General features: G+C 38.3%; 18 protein-coding genes. 12 read left to right on the top strand and 6 right to left on the bottom strand.

The window, feature by feature from the left end; all coding sequences use genetic code 11:
• Positions 1–2: 2 nt before the first annotated feature.
• On the bottom strand, positions 3–2,144 hold the full coding sequence (locus tag J4Q03_RS18975; protein WP_426049683.1) for a type VI secretion system Vgr family protein: 2,142 nt from the start codon (positions 2,142–2,144) through the stop codon (positions 3–5).
• A 585-nt stretch (positions 2,145–2,729) separates the two neighbouring features.
• Here J4Q03_RS18975 and J4Q03_RS18970 point away from each other — a divergent pair.
• The gene (locus tag J4Q03_RS18970) at positions 2,730–3,488 is read left to right on the top strand and encodes a hypothetical protein (protein ID WP_426049682.1); all 759 of its coding nucleotides are present in this window, start codon (positions 2,730–2,732) and stop codon (positions 3,486–3,488) included.
• Between the two features lie 64 nt (positions 3,489–3,552).
• Here the strand turns inward: J4Q03_RS18970 and J4Q03_RS18965 are convergent, their stop codons facing one another.
• Entirely contained in the window at positions 3,553–4,407 is an 855-nt protein-coding gene (locus tag J4Q03_RS18965) for a nucleoside phosphorylase (protein ID WP_426049681.1), read from the bottom strand.
• 18 nt (positions 4,408–4,425) lie between these two features.
• Positions 4,426–4,884: a hypothetical protein gene (locus J4Q03_RS18960; RefSeq protein WP_426049680.1), complete on the bottom strand. Its 459-nt coding sequence runs from the start codon at positions 4,882–4,884 to the stop codon at positions 4,426–4,428.
• Positions 4,885–5,111: 227 nt separating this feature from the next.
• Between J4Q03_RS18960 and J4Q03_RS18955 the strand changes: the two genes are divergently transcribed.
• The 3 genes from J4Q03_RS18955 (at position 5,112) to J4Q03_RS18945 (ending at position 10,373) form a co-directional block, all read left to right on the top strand.
• Entirely contained in the window at positions 5,112–6,941 is a 1,830-nt protein-coding gene (locus J4Q03_RS18955) for a cytochrome-c peroxidase (protein WP_426049679.1), read from the top strand.
• 324 nt (positions 6,942–7,265) lie between these two features.
• Positions 7,266–9,419 (top strand): alkaline phosphatase PhoX, encoded by a 2,154-nt coding sequence (locus J4Q03_RS18950; protein WP_426049678.1) that lies wholly within the window; start codon positions 7,266–7,268, stop codon positions 9,417–9,419.
• A 54-nt stretch (positions 9,420–9,473) separates the two neighbouring features.
• Positions 9,474–10,373 (top strand): leucine-rich repeat domain-containing protein, encoded by a 900-nt coding sequence (locus J4Q03_RS18945; protein WP_426049677.1) that lies wholly within the window; start codon positions 9,474–9,476, stop codon positions 10,371–10,373.
• A 2-nt stretch (positions 10,374–10,375) separates the two neighbouring features.
• Here J4Q03_RS18945 and J4Q03_RS18940 read toward each other — a convergent pair whose 3' ends face one another.
• Entirely contained in the window at positions 10,376–10,699 is a 324-nt protein-coding gene (locus J4Q03_RS18940; protein ID WP_111953039.1) for a translation initiation factor, read from the bottom strand.
• A 241-nt stretch (positions 10,700–10,940) separates the two neighbouring features.
• Here J4Q03_RS18940 and gpmI point away from each other — a divergent pair, with 241 nt between their 5' ends.
• From gpmI to J4Q03_RS18915, 5 genes are all read left to right on the top strand, one after another.
• Positions 10,941–12,482 carry a 2,3-bisphosphoglycerate-independent phosphoglycerate mutase gene (gpmI, locus tag J4Q03_RS18935; RefSeq protein ID WP_426049676.1) on the top strand — a complete coding sequence of 514 codons (1,542 nt, stop codon included), beginning with the start codon at positions 10,941–10,943 and terminating at the stop codon, positions 12,480–12,482.
• Between the two features lie 153 nt (positions 12,483–12,635).
• Positions 12,636–13,616 carry an acyl-ACP desaturase gene (locus J4Q03_RS18930; RefSeq protein ID WP_426049675.1) on the top strand — a complete coding sequence of 327 codons (981 nt, stop codon included), beginning with the start codon at positions 12,636–12,638 and terminating at the stop codon, positions 13,614–13,616.
• 92 nt (positions 13,617–13,708) lie between these two features.
• Positions 13,709–14,140 carry a BT0820 family HAD-type phosphatase gene (locus tag J4Q03_RS18925; protein ID WP_426049674.1) on the top strand — a complete coding sequence of 144 codons (432 nt, stop codon included), beginning with the start codon at positions 13,709–13,711 and terminating at the stop codon, positions 14,138–14,140.
• A gap of 96 nt (positions 14,141–14,236) precedes the next feature.
• A complete protein-coding gene (gene map / locus J4Q03_RS18920; protein WP_426049673.1) occupies positions 14,237–15,046 on the top strand; it encodes a type I methionyl aminopeptidase in 810 nt (269 codons plus the stop codon).
• Positions 15,046–15,813 carry a class I SAM-dependent methyltransferase gene (locus J4Q03_RS18915; RefSeq protein WP_426049672.1) on the top strand — a complete coding sequence of 256 codons (768 nt, stop codon included), beginning with the start codon at positions 15,046–15,048 and terminating at the stop codon, positions 15,811–15,813. The genes map and J4Q03_RS18915 overlap by 1 nt, the downstream gene beginning before the upstream one ends.
• Before the next feature lie 65 nt (positions 15,814–15,878).
• On the opposite strand, the gene J4Q03_RS18910 is transcribed toward J4Q03_RS18915, so the two are convergent.
• Together J4Q03_RS18910 and J4Q03_RS18905 are read right to left on the bottom strand one after the other, a co-directional pair.
• A complete protein-coding gene (locus tag J4Q03_RS18910; protein ID WP_426049671.1) occupies positions 15,879–16,205 on the bottom strand; it encodes a DMT family transporter in 327 nt (108 codons plus the stop codon).
• 150 nt (positions 16,206–16,355) lie between these two features.
• Positions 16,356–16,919 carry a Crp/Fnr family transcriptional regulator gene (locus J4Q03_RS18905; RefSeq protein ID WP_426049670.1) on the bottom strand — a complete coding sequence of 188 codons (564 nt, stop codon included), beginning with the start codon at positions 16,917–16,919 and terminating at the stop codon, positions 16,356–16,358.
• Positions 16,920–17,188: 269 nt separating this feature from the next.
• Here J4Q03_RS18905 and era point away from each other — a divergent pair, with 269 nt between their 5' ends.
• From era to J4Q03_RS18890, 3 genes are all read left to right on the top strand, one after another.
• Positions 17,189–18,064, top strand: a complete 876-nt coding sequence (gene era / locus J4Q03_RS18900) for a GTPase Era (protein ID WP_426049669.1) — start codon at positions 17,189–17,191, stop codon at positions 18,062–18,064.
• Positions 18,065–18,131: 67 nt separating this feature from the next.
• Positions 18,132–18,560, top strand: coding sequence for a DoxX family protein (locus J4Q03_RS18895; RefSeq protein WP_426049668.1), 429 nt, complete (start codon positions 18,132–18,134; stop codon positions 18,558–18,560).
• Positions 18,561–18,725: 165 nt separating this feature from the next.
• Positions 18,726–21,128, top strand: coding sequence for a prolyl oligopeptidase family serine peptidase (locus J4Q03_RS18890; RefSeq protein WP_426049667.1), 2,403 nt, complete (start codon positions 18,726–18,728; stop codon positions 21,126–21,128).
• Positions 21,129–21,170: the final 42 nt, after the last annotated feature.

The raw sequence follows: 21,170 nt of genomic DNA, 5'->3' as shown, positions 1-21,170 counted from the left end.
GATTACTTATTAATATTTACTTTACTGCCATTAATCTGAACTTCTGAACTTCCGGAAATATTTATTTTTTTGCTGCCTATTGTAGTTTCATCTTTAGAAGAAAGGTTAATACTTTTTGTAGCATCTGCAATAATTTCTTTCCCATTGATCGTTATTTTTCCTTCTTTGTCAATGATAATAGTGCTGGCACCAACTACGATTTTGAATTCTGTACTGGCAGTAAGTGATACTTTTCCTGACTTATCCATCTGAAGAATTGAATTATCCCCCACATTAATCATATTGGTATTTCCTGCCTTAACTGTATTATTATTCCCTACAGTGACTGTTTTATCATTATTGGCATTTGTCGTTGCATTTCCGGCCCCGTCAAATTTCATATTGGCTCCTCCCTGGTCTGTTAAAAATACTGATCCGGCACCGTCATCCAGTTCCAGTTTATTACCGCTTCGGCTGCTCAGGCTTTTAACGTTATTGTTTTGTCCGCCGCCACCGCCAACACCTCCGTGAAACATTCCTCCCATTACAAAAGGACGGTCCGGATGCTGATGAACGAAATTCACGACCACCTGATCTCCAACTTCAGGAATAGCCATAAAACCACGATTTTTACTTACTTTATCGCTTCCGCCTGCATCAGGAGTCATGACGCGGATAAATTCTGAGGTATCCTGCCCGTTTTGCCAGTCGAACTGGACCTGTATACGGCCCTGATTAAGAGGGTCGCTATTTGAAATAACTTTAGCGAACTGGGGATCTGCCTTAGGCATTTCAAATTCGGGACGCGGCATAAATCCGGTATCTGCAGCTATTGCTTCAAAATTTCCGGTATAATGACCTCTTGCATCTACCTCGTGACTGATTTCTGTGATCATCAGTTTGGTAAAATAGGCAGTCTGGTTGGTTTCAGATTTCCGCATTTCTACATCTGCAGTACATCCCGGATATAAAAACGGGACGGAAGTGCTTCCGGAAGTGACGAAGACATCTACAGCTTTACTTCCTGCCGTACCTTTCTGCGAAGCATCAATATCCATAAATGTGGATGCTTTGATTGGAGCTACCCTTAATGACGGGGTTGTAAAAGTTGCTTTGGATATTTCATAAGCGCGTTTCGCAATATCTGACTGATGGTTTATATTTGAACTTCCTGTGGTTAGTTTTTCGTTTTTACTGCTGTTATAGCCATAAAAGACAGGATTAACGTGCTGGGCTCTCATTTTGATCTTAATATCATGTACGCTGCTTCCGTAAACCAGCTGAACAGGTTTTTCCTGTGGAGGCAGTTTTCCAAAATGAAGAACTTCCCCATCATAATAAAACTGTTCCCCATAAGCTTCGGCCATTCTTGCGAGATAGTTATAATGGGTTTCGTCATATTGTGAGCTGTAAGAAACATTGCCGTGCTGTGAATCTACCCTGAAATCAAATTTATTTGAACCAAGTCCCTCTTTAATGACCCAGTCTGCGATGCTGTTCAGGCTGATCTCCTGTGTGCCGCCAAAACTCTGAATGTGCGGTGCAGCATCAAGAAGTACAGTCGGGCTGTTTCCGGTAAGTACAATATTTCCCAGGCTGCCTTTCTCCTGGCTGAATCCTACTTCCGTAATCACTCCTACAAAATTCCGTTCGGGACTTTCTTCTACGTCTTTATATTTGAATACGACTGTAATCCTCTTGCCCAGAAAGTTCTGTGCCTGTTCGAGATTGTGATTTTCCGGGCCTCCCAAAGCATCATGGGCAAGCATAAGATTAAACTCATGATGCTTAACAGCACTTTGAGTAAGCTTGAAATGTTTGAAATGCTTGATTATTTTACCTTCAACAATGATTTCCAGTTTAACCACGCGATTGATCCCTAAAAGTTCACTTTTTGGAATGGACCCCGCATTGTATATTTTGGAAGTAGGCTGCTCGTTCCAAATTTTATTTTCAGAAACCAGAGCTGTATTAGGCTGTGCAGCTTTGTTCATGAAATTATCGGTGTAGGAGAGGGCCTGTCCGGCGGTCTGTACAGTTTTTTTTATTTTTTCAGCTTTCTTTTCAGTTTCCTTACTTAAGCCCGGATCTGCGGATTTTATACTGTCCAGATCTTTTTTAGATTTTGAAATCTGGTTTTTTGATGATTTGCTGTCCTGGAACATAACATATTTTTTCTGGTTAGTGTATGTAACAGCAGTCGGGAATGCCGGACTGCATTATGGCTGTTCTTATTACTCACTTCAGATCAAAATACTGTCTGGTTTATGTCAACAGAATTGTATCTTTTGTGAGGATTTATCGTTCTGTTTTCACCTGATATGGGAGATAGATCCCTGTATATTTTTAATTTTTAAAATATAATTAACACTTAGTTTTAATGAATTTAATATTCTGAATTACAGTTTTGTAATGCTTTAATTAAAATCACATCCACGTGAAACAAATATAAGAAGCAAAGACTTAAGTAGGAAGAAAAAGAAAGGCTATTTTTCTTTTTGTCGTAGTTTTACTACTAACAGTTGTTAGGCCCAAAATGAGACAAAAAAACCGAGGCATAAATACATAGATTGTATGGAAAGTAAAACGCACAAATTAAATACAGCTGAAAACAAAATGCCCATTCCGATTTAAAAAAGTAACACAAAGAAAAAATTGCGGACAATATAAATTGATTTAATTTTGCCAACGTTCTGCTTATAGGTGGGAGAAAGAAGATTTAGCGCATTAATGCATACACTTGAAAATTTATGAAGAAAATAGGAATTATAGGTTGTGGCTGGCTGGGATCAAGGATTGCCGGTTCAATGTCCGGACAGTATAAAATATATGCTACCACCACTACAAAAAACAAAACTGATGAGTTGTCTTCCAAAGGATTTAATGCTTCTGTTGCCAGCTTTCCGGATTTTCAGCTGGAAGAAAAAATTACCCCGTGGACTGAGATTAAAAATACAGAGATTCTCATCATTACCATTCCGCTTTCCGGCAAAAGCTGCTGTGCAAGTTCGTTGTATAATAGGATTCAGCATTTATTTTCATTTATCGGTGATTTTAAAGGCCAGATGTTCGTGATGAGTTCTACCGGTGTATATCCGGATATTCCGGGAGAATACGCAGAAGAAAACCTTTCTACGGATAATGTTCCTGGTGAGAGAATGATGAAGAACAGATATCCGCAGGTTAATATTTTAAGGTTATCCGGACTCATGGGAGATAACAGGCTTCTTAAAAACTACACGGTTTCAAATTCTGAAGCTCCGGTAAATCACATTCATTATGAAGATATCTGTAGAGTAATTGAAAAAATGATCGAAACAGGATCAGAAGGAAAACTATATAATGTGGCAGCACCGGAACATCCGTCAAAAGCCCAGGTGATCAATGCTCAGCAAAACCTGACATCTCCTGAAGAAACAATAGGTGAGGGGAAAATAATTCTGTCTTCAAAGCTAGTTTCAGAACTGGATTATACTTTTAAATATCCGGATCCGAGGTATTTCCATTAAATTAAAAATCTGCGTGATCTCCTCAGAGCACGCAGATTTTTTGATTAAAATTTCCCCTGGAATTTTATCTAATAATTCTTTCTAATACCCAGTCAATCAGGTTTTTCTCAGAAGCATGGTGATCTGCGGAGAATTCTCCACGTCTTCTGTTGGCAATAACGTTATTCACTGTAATTGCTTTGTGGCCTAATAATTTTGAAAGAGCATAGATTGCTGAGGTTTCCATTTCAAAGTTGGTCACTCCAAGGTCATTCAATGTTTCCAGGAATTTATCATCAACGGCTTTTAAACGCAGCTGTCTTCCCTGAGGGGCATAGAATCCCGGGAAAGTAGCCGTATTTCCGTGGTATTTGGCGTCTTTATAATAGTCTCCCATTTCTTCTGCCCAATCTGAGAAATAAAGCATAGGCTTGATTTTCTCATACGGAAATTTTTCCATGAAGCTTTTGGAGAACTCATTCTCGAAGCTGTAATCCTGATAAAAATGCATCAGCCCGTCCAATCCTACAACATTCTGGGTTACCAGCATATTATCAACCTGTACGTCCGGATTTACACTTCCACAAGTTCCCATACGGAAAAGTTCCAGGGCTTTATGTTCCGTTTTGAATTCCTTGTTTTTAAGATCGATATTGACCAAGGCATCAAGCTCGTTCATTACGATGTCAATATTCTCTGTTCCAATCCCTGTAGACATTACGGTAATTCTTTCTCCGCGAAGCGTTCCGGTATGGGTGTAGAATTCTCTTTTATTTTTTTTGATCTCTACTTTATCAAAATATTTTGAAACTTTTGCCACTCTGTCCGGATCTCCCACAAGGATGATCTTATCAGCAATATCTTCAGGTAAAAGATTTAAGTGGTATACACTTCCGTCGTCATTCAGTACCAGCTCTGAGGCAGCAAGTTTATTGAGCATAATTTATATTTTTTTGTTTTAATTAATGAAAATGGCTTCTTTATAAGGCGATCCGGCAAGATCATAGATGGTATCATATTCTTCTACGATTCTTTTCTGTCCCTGGAAAATCTCATAGACTGTAATAATTGTTTTTTCAATGTTTTTAGGATCCTTTCTTTGGGTTGTAATTTCGTAGAATTTATCTCCTTTTTTTAAAACGGAGACCATTTCTTCTTTTGTAGATGAGGTACCTGCTTCTATCATTCCCGGAAAATCTCCTACAATGTCTTTAAGATCAGTATAATTTTTATAAGGTTTGGTTACTCCATTTGAATACACATAAACATTGGGAACCTGTTTACCTTCTTCCAGGCGTACCAGGTAATAATCGTTGCCTTTCTTCTCTGCATAAACGGCCATTTCTTTCTTTTTCTGCGAAAATGCACAAATCGAAAGGAAACTCGCCGCAAAAGCGAATAATACTTTTGTTTTCATAATAATATTTTGTTTTTAATTTACTGAAATGATGTTATAAATCCTCTCCCAATTTCTTCCGTCATCTTTTTTGAACCGGCCTGTAGTAAGCAGCCGCCCTTAAGTATAATGAATTTGATTTCGGGGTTTAAAATTAATAAAAATATTTTACCTAAAATATAAACATTTTTTAATCTCCAATTAATCTTCAGATAACATCGGAACGGTACTTTTGCCGCTAAAAATTCATGAGATTATATCCGCTGCTAGCTGTGATTGTTTTGATAGGTCTGGCTGTTATGTCCTTTAACCCGGTTGACAGAGGGAAAAAAAATGAGAATAGCTATGTCAATAAAGGCTTATTAGGTTTTAAAAGCAGGCTTGACCGGCTGAAATCGGATGTCTATAAATTCTCCGAGGACAAGATCTCAATTGAAGAGCTTAGAAATTCTTTAAGGGAGACAAGAAATTCATTTAAAGAAATAGAGTTTTATATCGCCTATCACTATCCGGAATTTACAAAAACACATCTTAATGCCGCTCCGCTGTTTCATATTGAAGCTGCCGGAACTTCTGCCTTTACGCTGCCACCGGAAGGACTCCAGGTTTTAGATGAACTGATATTTTCCGAAGAAGCTGCGGACGAAAAAGAAAAGATCAAAACGATTACAGATTTTCTGTACAATTCCTATTCAAGTTTTTACCTGAGCACGGTAAAGAACGGTTTAAGCCGAGGAAATAACAAAACATTGCCGTTAAGGATAGAGCTCATAAGAATGTATACCCTTGGAGTTACAGGTTTTGATACACCGGGTTCTCTGAATATTTCCGAAGAGGCCAGCCATGCCCTTGCTGGCATAAAAGGATACATCAACGATGATGTGTATTTTAAAAACTATAATATTCAGAAAGCCAATCACATCCTTACGGAAGGGATAGGTTATCTTTCGGTAAACAAGGATTTTGAAACATTTGACAGAATCGAATTTTATAAAAAATATATTCAGCCTCTGTATGAAGAACTGGGAAAATGGGATGGAAGAGCGGATGATCTTAAAGAATTCTCCGGGTGGAATGTAAAGAGCAAAAACCTTTTCAGCAGTGATTTCCTAGACCCATATTTTTACACATTACTGCAGCCTTCTGAAGATAATAAAGAACTTCGCAGCCTGGGGAAATCAATTTTCTATGACCAGAATTTAAGTCAAAACGGTAAAATGAGCTGTGCTGCCTGCCATCTTCAGGAAAACGCTTTTACGGATCTTAAAGTGAAATCCCAGAGCAATGTGGAAGGAAAAACTGTTCTGAGAAATTCTCCGTCTCTATATAACGCTGTTTTTGCGAAAAGATTTTTCTATGACCTCCGTGCGTTTTACCTTGAACAGCAGGCAGAACATGTAATTTATAATGATGATGAGTTCAATACCAGTTATGAAGACATCATTAAAAAATTAAAAACGAATCCCGAATATAAGAAGGCTTTCCGTGCAGCTTTTAAAGACGGTACAATAAGTAAAGAAAATTTTTCCAAGGCTCTAAGCTCGTATGTTGCATCCCTGTATTCTTTTGACAGTGATTTTGACCGGTTTATGAGGAACGAAAAAGACGTTTCCGAAGATGTTAAAAAAGGATACAATCTGTTTATGGGAAAAGCGAACTGTGCAACCTGTCACTTTGCGCCCCATTTTTCAGGCCTTGTACCTCCGTTTTTTAATGAAAATGAGTCAGAAGTTTTAGGCGTAACCGCTAAACCTGTTAATCAGCTTCCCGTTCAGTTGGATCAGGACCCTGGAAGAGGAAACAGTCCGGTGAAAAAAGAAAAATCATGGATCTATGATTACTCTTTCAAAACGGTTACCGTAAGAAATATTGCGCTTACCAAACCCTATTTCCATAACGGAGCTTTCAATACACTGGAAGAAGTCATGGATTTCTATAATGAAGGCGGAGGAGAAGGTCTCGGTTTAAAGATGAAAAACCAGACACTGCCACCGGATAAACTGGAACTTAGCCAAACGGAAATCAAACAAATTATTGCTTTCCTGAATTCTTTGACGGATATCAGTAAGGCAAGATAGGGTGGGAGAGTTTGAGAGTCGGAGGGTTCGAGAGTAGGAGGGTTTAAATTAATTATTCTTAAGATTTCTTATTTGCAAACCTTGGATGATTGAATGATATCACTATTGAAGTTTTATAACCCACACATTAAACTCTCAAACCCTAATACCCTCCAACTCTCAAACTCAAAAGACTCAAAAGACTCTATTATTTAACAATTATTTAACTCCCTTAACATTGGGTTATAAATTAATTAATATTCTCCACTCTATATTTAAACTCCTATTAACAGAGGTGCCACGCTAAAAAAATAGCTTTGCAGAGTCTAATAAATCAATTAAAAAATGAAGAGAAAATTACTTACAATTGCTGCGCTGGCAATGGTCGCTGGCTTTAGTGTACAGGCACAAACTTTTTTATTCAATAAAAACTCGTCTTGGAGCTACAAAGATAACAATCAGGCCCTGGCAGATTCATGGAAGGACCAGACATTCAATATCTCCACGTGGACAGCAGGAAACGGACCTCTTGGTTATGGAGATCCTGTAACCACGACTATCAGCTCAGGTCTTACAGCTGCTTATTTTGCTAAAGATTTTACAGCAGATCTGTCAACTCTTTCAGACAATATGGAATTAGGGGTAATGAGAGACGACGGGATCGTAGTTTATCTTAACGGAGTAGAAGTGGTAAGAGACAATATGCCGGCAGGTGCTATTACTTTCAGCACTCCATCAAGTACCACGATAGATGGTTCAGCAGAGAGTGTTTATAATATTTTTTCTATTCCTAAATCTAAATTTGTCAACGGAATCAACAGAATTTCTGTGGAACTTCACAACAGAACCGGAGCCAGCTCAGATCTTAGAATTGATGCTTATTTAAAGACAACAGCTACTGTTACACCTCCTCCGGCATGTACAGGAACACATATCAGCTGTTTTACTTCCATTGTTCCGACGGTTCAGACCAGTAAACTGATCATTCCGGCTGAACACAAATACCAGCTTATCTTAAAAGAAAGTGACAACTATACTGAAGGAGGCGGAATGGTAGGCGGTCAGAATGACTTTACCGCTTACGTAGCCAAAGCAGGAAGCAGTACAAACGGATATCTTTCCGTAAACCATGAAACAAACCCTGGTGGTGTTACCATAGCTGAGATCAATTACAATGCTTCAACAAAACTTTGGCAACTGACAAGATCCAGAGCGGTAAGCTTCTCGGCTCCAAGCCTGGTTCAGACGATCAGAAACTGCTCAGGAGGGATTACGCCATGGGGAACCGTGGTTACTGCAGAAGAATCTGTTACTTCCAATGATGTGAACAATGACGGTTATAAAGATTACGGATGGCTGGTAGAAATTGATCCGGCCACAGCACAGGTTGTTTCCAAAAATGCAGACGGATCCAAAGGAAAGCTTTGGCAGATGGGAATTATGAATCACGAAAATGTAGTGGTAAATAATGCAGGGACTACAGCTTACTACGGAGAAGACGGCGGAACACACATGGTCTACAAATATGTAATGGATACTCCGAATAATCTTGCTTCAGGAAACCTTTATGTATTAAAACTTGATCAGGGATTAAGTACTTCCGGAGATCCTGTAGAGACTACAGCTACATGGGTTCAGGTTCCGAACAAAGTAAAAGCGGATCAGAATAATACAACTGCTCTTGCCCAGTCATTAGGAGGAACAAGATTTAATGGAGTGGAAGATATAGAAATCAGTCCTTTGGATGGAAAGATTTATTTTACAGCAAAAGGATTGGATAAAATATACCGTCTTCAGGATAACGGAACTACTGCTTCTCAGGTAGAAACTTTTGTAGGAGGTTCTTCTACCACCTATTCTTTCAACACTCCTCAGGGAATGAAATCTGAAGCATGGGGTGATGGAAACGACAACCTTACTTTTGACGAACTTGGAAATCTTTGGGTGCTTCAGGATGGTGGAAAAAACTACATCTGGGTAATCGCTCCGGATCATACAGCAGCTAGTCCTAAAGTGAGACTTTTCGCTTCTATGCCTGCAGGGTCAGAACCTACAGGACTGACATTTACCCCTGATCATAAATTCGGGTTCTTCTCGATCCAGCATCCGGATTCTACAATTTCTACGGATGTAGATGCTACAGGAAACACTATTGATTACAGAGGGAAATCAGCTACTATCGTTATTGCCTTAAAACAAAACTTAGGAACAGCTGGTGCATTGGGAACTGTTGAAAATCAAAATGCAGAAAATACAGTTGATGTAGCGCCGAATCCCACTTCAGGAATCGTTAAAATCAATTCACCAAAAGGACTGAAAGATATTTCAGTAACAGCATACAGCATGGATGGAAAGATTGTTTACACGAATAAATTCAGTGGACTCAAAAGATCATTGGATCTTGATTTTACCCATCAGCTGGAAACATCCCGTATTCTGGTTCTGAATATTGAAGCAGAAGGTGGTTTCCAGAAGACTGTGAAATTATTAAAAAAGTAAATTATTAATATCCATTTCGGGCGGCGGCTCTGCCGCCGCCCGAAATTTATCTCTATGAAAAAGCTTGTTCTATTGATTTCTGTTTTCTCTCTATGCCTTGCAAAGGCACAGATAGATCCTGTGAAATATCCTACATTTACCAGTATTGATGAAGCTCTGAACAGCAAAAAAACTGTTTACAGCATGAGCTTCAGAGAAAAAGGACTTTTTAATCTCCCTCCACAGATCTCAAAATTGAACCCCCTGTTCTTTCTGAATATCATGGGAAATAAGCTTGAAAAAATGGATCATGAGATCTTTGCATTAACGGAGCTGGAGATTTTAAATGTGAATGAAAACAGCATCAAGTATATTCCTGACGAAATTGGAAACCTGAAAAAGCTGCATACATTTTCTATGAATCTCAACGGACTGACAAGCATTAATCCCAATGTTGCAAAACTTCAGAATTTAAAGGCCGTACATTTTGATGCCAACAATTTGAACGTTTTCCCCGAAGCCCTGATGGAAATACCGGCTTTGGAAGAAATTAATCTTCAGGGAAACCAAATCAGCAGTATTGCAGACCGGTTATATAGAATTAAAAATCTGAAATTTCTGAACTTATCTGAAAATCAGATTAATGATTTGGGAAACCTGTCTTTTCCAAAACATTTAAAATATCTGGAACTGCAGCAGAATGCTATTGTAAAGCTTCCGGAAAACCTGTTCAAAGTTCGGAATCTTGAGTTTTTGAATGCAAGCAACAATCATATCACAGAAATATCTCCTAAAATAAAAGGATTGAAAAATATCGTCAGTATGAATCTGGCCAATAATAATCTGAAAGATATCCCCGAAGAGATAGGACAGCTGAAACAGCTGAAAACCCTTATCCTTACAGGAAACCCTATAGAAAAAATAAAGATTGAACGATTGAAAAGCCTGATGCCGGAAACCCAGATCTATTTCTAGAACTATCCGCCGACTCTTTTGGTTTTATATCCCATTTCTTTAAGGATATTCATTATCTTATCACGGTTATCGCCCTGAATAATGATCGTTCCGTCTTTCTCTGAACCGCCTATTCCTAAGGTGGTTTTTATTTTTTTTGAGATTTTCTTCAAATCTTCCTCACTGCCTTCCCAGCCCTCAACAATCGTTACAGGCTTACCGTTTCTACCTTTTTTCTCAAATTTGCACACCAAAGGTTCCTGCTGTTTAAATTCTTCTTTAGGCATTTCAAAATCCTTTTCCTCATGTTCAGGAAAAAGGTTCTTTAACTGATCTCGTAAATCCATAAGACAAAATTAAATAATAATTTATAAAAGTGAGTCAGATCAATAGATAATTTAATGCGAAAAAATATAGGAATTTGAGAAAGCGGGTATAACTTATAATCTGTGTTATTACCGAAATCCGCGGGAGATCAAAAAAAGTATTCACATATTGTTTTTACCTGAATGTTTTTCAAAATAAACCTTTGAAATTCTTCCATTCATCGGAAATTAGGTAAATTTGTGTAACAAAAAGTTATAAGAAATGTCAAAAAAAGCAATATTAGCAATCCTTGACGGATGGGGACTGGGAACAAATCCTGAGGTTTCTGCCTTAGATAAAGCAAACACTCCATTTATAGACAGCTGTTATCAAAAATTTCCACATACAACACTTGAAGCCAGTGGATTGGCTGTAGGACTTCCTGTAGGACAGATGGGGAATTCTGAAGTAGGACACATGAATTTAGGAGCAGGAAGAGTAGTTTATCAGAATCTTGTAAAACTGAATATGGCCGTTGAAAACGGAACACTGGGACAGCAGCAGGTCATTCAGGATGCTTTCGACTACGCTAAAAGAGAAAATAAAAAACTGCACTTCATCGGACTGGTTTCCAACGGAGGTGTACACTCGCATATCAATCATTTAAAAGGTTTACTGACTGCCGCACATGAATTTGGGCTGCACGAAAATGTCTTTGTACATGCCTTTACAGACGGAAGAGACTGTGATCCACATTCAGGACTTGGATTTATAGAAGAGCTTCAGAACCACATGGAGGTTACAGTAGGTAAGCTGGCAACGGTGATCGGAAGATATTATGCAATGGACCGTGATAAAAGATGGGAGCGTGTAAAACTGGCATACGATGCGATGGTAGAAGGGGTAGGACTTCAGACGACAGATGCTTTGACTGCGATTAAATCTTCCTATGATAATAATGTGACCGACGAGTTTCTGAAACCTATTATCCTTATCAACAGTACAGAAATTGGAAACGTAGTTCCTGTAGCTAAAATTATAGACGGTGATGTGGTGATCTGTTTCAATTTCCGTACAGACAGAGGGCGTGAGATCACAGAAGTTCTTTGCCAGAAAGATTTTCCGGAATATTTTATGCGAAAGCTGAATCTTCATTATATCACTTTAACAAACTATGACAAGACTTTCCAGAATGTGCAGGTTGTGTTTGATGAAGAAGTACTGAAGGAAACAATGGGCGAAATTCTGGAAAGAAACAATAAAACACAGATCAGAATTGCTGAAACAGAAAAATACCCTCACGTGACGTTTTTCTTCTCCGGAGGCAGGGAAGAAGAATTCAACGGAGAAAGAAGACTGCTTTGCCCAAGTCCTAAAGATGTTCCCACTTATGATCTTAAGCCGGAAATGTCTGCCTATGACATCACGAATGCCATTGTACCCGAACTCGAAAACGGAACAGCTGATTTTGTCTGCCTGAATTTTGCCAATACAGATATGGTAGGCCATACCGGAGTTTTTGAAGCCGCAGTAAAAGCTGCAGAAACAGTAGACAAATGTATTGAGAAAGTGGCAACCACAGCGTACGAGCACGGATATGCTGTATTTATCCTGGCTGATCACGGAAATTCAGACGTAATGATCAATCCCGATGGTACTCCCAATACCCAGCATTCCACGAACCTTGTGCCATTTATTGTGATGGATAAAGACCATACATGGAATTTAAAACCCGGAAAACTCGGAGATGTAGCCCCGACTATTTTAAAAGTAATGGGAGTGGAAATTCCGGAAGTAATGACCGGAGATATCTTAGTTAGTTAAAAAATTCAATAATATTGTCCGAAAAATGCCGTTATTGTATAGATGGCGGCATTTTTGTATGATTTATGTCAGTCATGGTATGAGTTGCATAGGTTATTATGCCACAAATAATAAATAAATCATATCTTTGTAAATTAAAATCCATATAGTAAGATGTATCAAAAGCTTGTCAGAAAAGAAGTAATGGGAATTTTGGAAAAGGAAGTAGGTTCTTTTCTGGATAAATTTTTAACGCCAGTTGAAAAAATATGGCAGCCTTCCGATTATCTTCCGGATCCGTCAAGCGCTGATTTTAAATATGATTTAGAAGAAATCCAGACTTTTGCCCGTGAAATGCCTTATGATTTGTTTGTAACTCTGATTGGTGACTGTATCACAGAAGAAGCATTGCCTTCTTATGAGTCATGGTTAATGGGAGTAGACGGAATTGATCAGGAGCAGAAAGAAGTAGGCTGGGCCCACTGGATAAGAGCATGGACTGGTGAAGAAAACAGACATGGAGACCTTTTGGGCAAATATCTTTATCTGTGCGGAAGAGTGAACATGAGAGAACTGGAAGTGACCACTCAGTATTTAATTAATGACGGTTTCGATTTGGGAACAAGCATGGATCCATACAGAAACTTCGTTTATACAAGTTTTCAGGAAACTGCTACCAATATATCGCACAGAAGAGTGGGTACATTGGCAAAACAGTCCGGAAACGGGAAACTGGCTAAAATGTGTGGGGTAATTGCTGCAGACGAAGCTAGACACGCAAAAGCTTACAAACATTTTGTTGCTAAAATTTTAGAAATAGATCCATCAGAAATGATCCTTGCATTTGAAGATATGATGCGTAAAAAGATCGTAATGCCTGCTCACATGATGAGACAGTCTGGCCAGAAAGCCGGAGAACTTTGGGGACATTTCTCAGATGCAGCACAAAGATGCATGGTATATACAGGTCAGGATTATATCAATATTATGAAAGACTTATTGGATGAATGGAAAATAGAGCATGTAAAAGGACTTACTGAACAAGCTGAAAAAGCTCAGGAATACCTGATGAAACTGCCTGCAAGACTTCAGAAAATTACAGACAGAATTTCAACTCCGGATTTACAGTTTCAGTTCAAGTGGGTGAAAAGCTAGTTCCACAAATCATTAAATTATAAAACTTAAGAGTGCCATCGTTTTCGGCACTCTTTTTATTTCTTATCTTTGCAAAGCTAAAAAAAGACAAAATGTTAAATAACAAAAAAATTGCTGTTGATTTCGACGGAACTATTGTTGATGATGCATATCCGGCAATTGGTAAAGCAAAAATCTTTGCTTTCGAAACATTAAAAAAGCTTCAGGCAGAAGGATACAGGTTAATTCTCTGGACATACAGACACGGAAAAACTTTGGATGAAGCTGTAGAATTTTGCAGAAATAACGGCGTAGAATTTTATGCGGTAAATTCCAGTTTTGAAGGAGAGGTTTTCGATCCTGAAAATCAGTCAAGAAAACTGGATGCAGACTGGTTCATTGATGACAGGAATTTAGGAGGATTTCCTGGTTGGGGCGAAATCTACAATATTATCCAGGAGAGAATAGAGTTCCGTGTAGAAGGAAAAGAAGTTCTGGCTTACTCAAAACTTAAAAAAGAAAAGAAAAAAGGACTTTTCTGGTAGAAAAGTAATATAACAATTTAACAGTATAACAATGTAGCAATCTGGTATTGGTAAAATTGTTATACTGATACATTAATACATTGGTAAATTAATACAATGATTCAATTAAAAACAATAGAGGAGCTCCGCCTGATGAAGGAGAGTGCACACCTGGTTTCGAAAACACTGGGAATGCTTGCAAAAGAAATAAAACCGGGAATCAATACGTTACACCTTGATAAGCTGGCCCACGATTTCATTAAAGATCATGGAGCAGAACCTGCTTTCTTAGGATATGGCGGTTTCCCGAATTCTTTATGTATTTCTCCAAATGACCAGGTTGTTCACGGTTTTCCCAATAATGATATTATCAAAGAAGGAGATGTTCTTTCTGTAGACTGTGGGGTTATTCTCAATGGTTTTGTAGGAGATCATGCCTATACATTTGAAATCGGGGAAGTGAAGCCTGAGGTTAAAAAGCTGCTTCAGGTCACTAAAGAATCTCTTTACAAAGGTATTGAACAGTGTGTGAGAGGAAAAAGAATAGGGGATATTTCCCATGCGATCCAGGCACACTGCGAGAAAGAAGGATACGGGGTGGTGAAAGAACTTGTAGGACACGGTCTTGGAAGAAAAATGCACGAAGATCCTCAGGTTCCGAATTACGGAAGACAGGGAAGCGGAAAAGTCATCAAAGACGGTCTTGCCATTGCCATAGAACCGATGGTGAATCTGGGTACGGAAAAAGTAAAATTCCATAATGACGGCTGGACGGTGACAACTTTGGATAACCTGCCTTCTGCCCATTTTGAGCATGATGTAGCGGTAATCAACGGGAAACCGGTGCTGCTTTCAACATTCAAATATGTTTATGAGGCTCTGGGTATTGTAAGTGATGAAGAAAAGCCATTCCAACTGGATTTTTAATGAAAAAAGTAACTAAACTTTTACTGAATAAAATACCTCGCCCAATGCTTATTAAAATGAGTATCTGGGCGAGGCCGCTTATTTATCAGTTTTTTAAAGGAGAAGAATTTTATGATCCTATCGACGGAAGATCTTACCGGAAATTCCTTCCTTACGGCTATGGAAAACAAAGAGAAAATGCACTTTCTCCCGGAACCCTGAGTTTGGAAAGACACCGCCAGATGTGGTTGTATCTTCAGAATGAGACCGACTTTTTTATTAAAAATGCAAAAGTTCTGCATATTGCTCCCGAACAGGAATTCCTCAGAAAATTCAAGATGATGAAAAATCTGAATTATATTTCTGCAGACCTTTTTTCTCCTATTGTAGATGTGAAAGCAGATATTCTGGATTTACCTTTTCCTGATGAAAGCTTTGATATTGTTTTCTGTAATCATGTCCTGGAACATATCGAAGATGATGCTAAGGCGATCAGTGAATTGTACAGGGTAATGAAGCCCGGGGGCTGGGGGATTTTTCAGGTCCCGATGAGAAACTCTATGGAAAAGACCTATGAAGATTTTTCAATAAAGGATCCGAAAGAACGTCAGAAACATTTCGGCCAGTATGACCACGTCCGCTGGTACGGAATGGATTATTTCGACCGTTTGAGGAACGCCGGTTTTGAAACAGAACCGAACTTTTACTCCCAGAATTTTTCAGAAGAAGAAATCAAAAAATACGGGTTGAGACAAAATGAGATTTTACCTGTTGTTTTCAAAAAATAAAAACAATAAACCCGCCTTTTATATGAAGACGGGTTATTTAATATAGATAGAAATTGTTTTTGATCTTAGTGGGAAACAGATTTCAGCCCTACTACAGAACCGATTAAGGTTACGATAAAAAATATTCTCCAAAAGCTTACGGGATCTTTAAAAAAGAAAATTCCCATCAGGGCTGTTCCTACTGCTCCTATCCCTGTCCATACGGCATAAGCTGTTCCAATTGGCAGCGTTTGGGTAGCTTTGATCAGCAGTACCATGCTGATCGTCATGGTCACCAGAAAACCGGTATACCAATAGTACATCTCAGATCCGGAAGTTTCTTTGGCTTTTCCCAGGCAGGATGCAAAAGCAACCTCAAACAGTCCGGCGATGATTAAAATAATCCAATTCATTTCTTTAAATTTTCTCTCTGCAAATTTCAGCTTTTAAGAAGAAACAAAATTATACATTTGTTAAAAAATGATTTTATAGGACTAGGAATTTTGAAGCAAAAGGAGCGTTCAGTAGGAACTTCCAGCCTCCTTCTTCCCATCTTCCATTCTTTATTTTATTTCCGCTCGGATCCTGCTCAGACTCACTTGTGTAATTCCAAGATAAGACGCAATATGTCCCAGCTGAACCCTTTTTAAAAGATCAGGCTTATTCGCCATCAGGTCTTTATATCGCTCTAAGGAAGTTTTAAACTGTCTTGAAATGATCAGTTCTTCCGTTTTTACCAGTTCTTTTTCTGCAAATTTCCTTCCCCAGTTGGCAATGTGAATGTCTTCGTTAAAAAGCTTTTTCAGGCTTTCTGTTTTCAGAATATACAGATCACAGTCTTCCAGAAGTTCAATGCTTTCATAGCCGGGCCTGTCTTCCACATAACTTTTCATGGAAACTATGGTTTCACCCTCGCTTCCGAACCAGAATGTAATATCATTCTCAGCAGTAGAGGCATAAGCACGTACAATACCCTTCCTGATAAAATAGATATGAGGGATAATCTTATCTGCTTCCATGAGACAAAAATATTTGGGATGAGATACTTCTTGAATGTGCTGTTTTAAAGCATTTTTCGATGCTTCAGGCAGAACATAAATACGGTCGAGGATCTGGTCTATATCCATAGATGAATTCTGAAATGTAAATTTAAGCTATAAAGTTCAATGCTAATTTAATGTAAAAATAATGGAAGGTTTCTCAACTTCTGTTAATGTGGGTTTTTTAATAACAGGAACGCTTTACTATTTTTCTGCTTCAGTCATAAACTGAATTTTGTCATAAATATATCACTTTTTCAAAGGCTGCACTTACTTTTCATAGAAACAAAACCCAATTAAATTTTGTTTTCACTAACTTTGCAGCCCGGTTCAATCTTGAGCCTAAAAAATAATATATGCACAAAGCAGGATTCGTCAATATAGTCGGAAAGCCCAATGCGGGAAAATCTACCTTATTAAACCAATTAATGGGGGAGAAACTGGCTATCGTAACACAAAAGGCACAGACAACACGCCACAGGATTTTTGGAATTTATAATGAAGAGGATTTACAGATCGTATTTTCAGATACCCCCGGAGTTTTAGACGCAAAATATGGTCTTCAGGAAAAAATGATGGATTTTGTAAAAGATTCTTTACAGGATGCCGATGTATTTTTATTCATTGTAGATGTCACAGATAAAGCCGAACCTTCGGAATTCTTAATTGATAAACTTAATAAAATCCCGGTCCCTGTGCTGCTTTTATTGAATAAAGTAGATCAGACCACACAGGAAGGACTGGAGAAACTGGTGGAAGAATGGCACAACAGGATCCCAAAAGCTGAAATTCTTCCTATTTCGGCCCTTAATGCCTTCAATACAGATATCATTCTGCCGAAATTAAGATCTCTGTTACCGGAAAACCCTCCTTATTATGACAAAGAGCTGTACACCGATAAGCCTGAAAGATTTTTCGTAAATGAAGCGATCCGTGAAAAAATCCTTTTAAACTATGAGAAAGAGATTCCTTATTCTGTAGAAGTAGTTACCGAGCAGTTTAAAGAAAAAGAGGGAATTATTTTCATTGATTCTATTATTTATGTGGAAAGAGATACCCAGAAGGGAATTATCATTGGACATAAAGGAGAAGCTATTAAAAAAGTAGGAACAGAAGCCAGACTGGATCTGGAAAAATTCTTTGCCAAGAAAATACATCTGAATCTTTTTGTAAAAGTGAAAAAGGACTGGCGTAAAAACGACAGAGATCTGAAAAATTTCGGATACAGATAAACTAAAAATGCCCGCAATACCGTTCTATTAAAAGATTTTTATTAACTTTAATCTAAATTTTTAGTCAATGAACTATTTTAACTCAAATTCCAGCTCAGTACCTAAAGATATTATTTTATTGGCAGTGAGAGTATTTGTAGGCTTTGCCATGCTTTCTCATGGGTTTCCGAAACTTCAGATGCTGCTTGAAGGAGGCAAAATTGAATTTTTCGACTTTATTGGATTAGGTCCTACAGTAACGCTTGTGCTTACGGTTATTGCTGAATTTGTTTGTTCAATACTTCTTATATTGGGACTTTTTACTAGGATTTCCTTAGGATTTCTGATCTTTACAATGGCCATTGCGGCTTTTGTAGTTCATGGAGCAGATCCTTTTGAGAAAAAAGAAATGAGTCTTATCTATTTATCCGTTTATCTTCTTCTCATGGTTTTTGGTGCAGGAAAAGTATCGGTAGACCATATGATAGAAAAAAGAAAAAGAGCTTCGGATTGGTAGTCCGGTTAAAAATAAAAGATAAAAGAGCATTCAATTTGAATGCTCTTTTTTATTTCAAATGTAATGAATTGACAATAATAAGATAAGCTAGTTACATCTGCTATCAGGTTAAATAAGCATTTTAATTATTCGCAAAAATCACTACATTCGTAGAAAACGAATTTTATGAAGATAAAACTGACTATTTGCCTTCTGGCATTTCTCAATTTCTATGACGCACAGGAGAATATTACTTATCAAAAACCATCTGCTGAAATTCTAAAGCTTGCAGATTATGAAAGGCCGCCAAGCGTTCTGATGAACAGCAAAAAAGACTGGGTGGTTTTTACTTACCGCCCGACCTATAAAACACTGGAAGATCTTAATCAGCAGGAAATGAAACTTGCCGGCTTAAGAATCAATCCGGTTACTAATATTTCAAGCAGTGTGACGTACTCCGATAATCTGAAGATCAGAAAGATCAATGATAAAAGCGAGATTCAGGTGAAAAACCTGCCTGCCAATGCCAAAATTACTTATATTTCATTTTCGCCGGACGAAAAAACACTGGCATTTACCAATACGACTACGAAAGGAGTAGAACTTTGGACCGTAGATATGGAAACTGCTTCTGCCAAAAAAATTACCGGTGATAACCTGAATGCTAACTTAGGAACACCTTACACATGGTACAATGATTCCAAAAGCCTTCTGATCAGAACGCTTCCTCAGAACAGGCCTGCTCTGATAGATGCCAGCAAAGATCTCCCAACCGGACCCATAGTTTCTACGGCTGACGGTAAGGTTTCGCAGAATAGAACGTATCAGGATCTTCTGAAAAATCCTCAGGATGAAAAAAACTTTGAGGTTCTTACCGCTTCAGAAATTTATAATGTAGACCTGAACGGAAACCTCAAAAAAGTAAAAGATCAGGATATGTATTCCGGTTTAAGCTTTTCCCCGGACGGAAATTATTTAATGGCCACCGTAATCAAAAAACCTTTTTCATACATTGTTCCTTTAAACAGATTTCCTCTGACAACTACCGTATACGATATGAAAGGGAATGCAGTGAAAGTGGTAAACGATGTTCCTTTAAATGAAATAATGCCAAAAGGATTTTCATCTGTAAGAACAGGGAAAAGAAGCATGGGCTGGAGAAGTGACGCGCCGGCTACTTTAACATTCGCTGAAGCACTGGATGGAGGTGACCAGTCTAAATCTGCTGAGTACAGGGATGAGATCTTTACATGGGAGGCTCCGTTTACCGCTGCACCAAAATCATTCTTTAAAACAAAACAGAGATATGAAGGCGTAAGCTGGACCAATGATCACTATGCCATAGTTTCTGAAGGATGGTATGATACAAGAAATACCAAATCTTTCCTTGTGGATCTTAATAACGGTGAATCGAAAGTTTTTGATGACAGAAATTACCAGGATGTTTACAGTGATCCCGGGAATTTCAGCACTACAAAAAATCAGTACGGAAGATATGTAATTGATATGAAAGGAGGGAAGACCTACCTGATTGGAGACGGATTTACGAAAGACGGTCAGCATCCTTTCATCGATGAAATGGATGTAAAGTCCCTAAAAAAGAAAAGACTGTATACGTCTAACATTAAGAACGGCAAGGAGGAAATCATTGATATCCTGAATCCTTCAAAAGGCGAAATTCTAACGACTCAGCAGTCTCCAAGCCTGTATCCGAATTATTTTAAAAAGAATATTAAATCCAATAAAGCAGAACCGGTAACTCAATTTGCGAACCCTTTTGAAAGTATTAAAGACGTTTATAAAGAAGTAATTACCTACAAAAGAAACGACGGTGTTACTTTAACGGGAACTCTTTACCTGCCTGCCAATTACGACAGAAAAGCTAAAAAAGAAAAGCTTCCTTTACTGATCTGGGCTTATCCTACAGAATACAAGGATAAGAATACTGCAGGACAGAATACCCAGAACCCTAATGACTTTACATTCCCCTATTACGGATCTTTCGTATACTGGACTACAAAAGGCTATGCTGTGCTGGATGATGCTGCTTTCCCAATTATCGGAGAAGGAAAAACTGAACCTAATGATACCTTCATTCCGCAGCTGGTAGCGAATGCAGACGCTGCGATCAATGCTGTCGATCAGCTAGGATACATCGACAAAAAGAAAGTGGCTGTAGGAGGACATTCTTACGGTGCTTTTATGACGGCCAATCTTTTAACGCATTCTAAGCTTTTTGCATGTGGTATTGCCAGAAGTGGAGCTTATAACAGAACGCTGACTCCGTTTGGATTCCAGAGCGAACAGAGAAATTACTGGGATGTTCCGGAAATCTATAACACCATGTCGCCATTCATGAATGCTGATAAAATGAAGACACCAATGCTTTTAGTACATGGTGATGCTGATAACAATCCCGGAACTTTTACTTTGCAGACGGAAAGATATTTCCAGGCTCTTAAAAATTTGGGAGCTCCTGTGAAGATGGTTCTGCTTCCGAAAGAATCTCATGGTTATGTAGCTAAAGAAAATATCTTACACCTTTTATGGGAACAGGATCAGTTCCTTGAGAAGTGTCTGAAGAAATAAAATATTTAAATACAAATCCCGTTCATTATTGAGAACGGGATT

The sequence above is a fragment of the Chryseobacterium sp. NFX27 genome (genome assembly GCF_049887855.1).
Lineage (GTDB): Bacteria > Bacteroidota > Bacteroidia > Flavobacteriales > Weeksellaceae > Chryseobacterium.
Note: the sequence above shows the minus strand (reverse complement) of the source record. Positions and strands in the feature narration are given on the sequence as shown.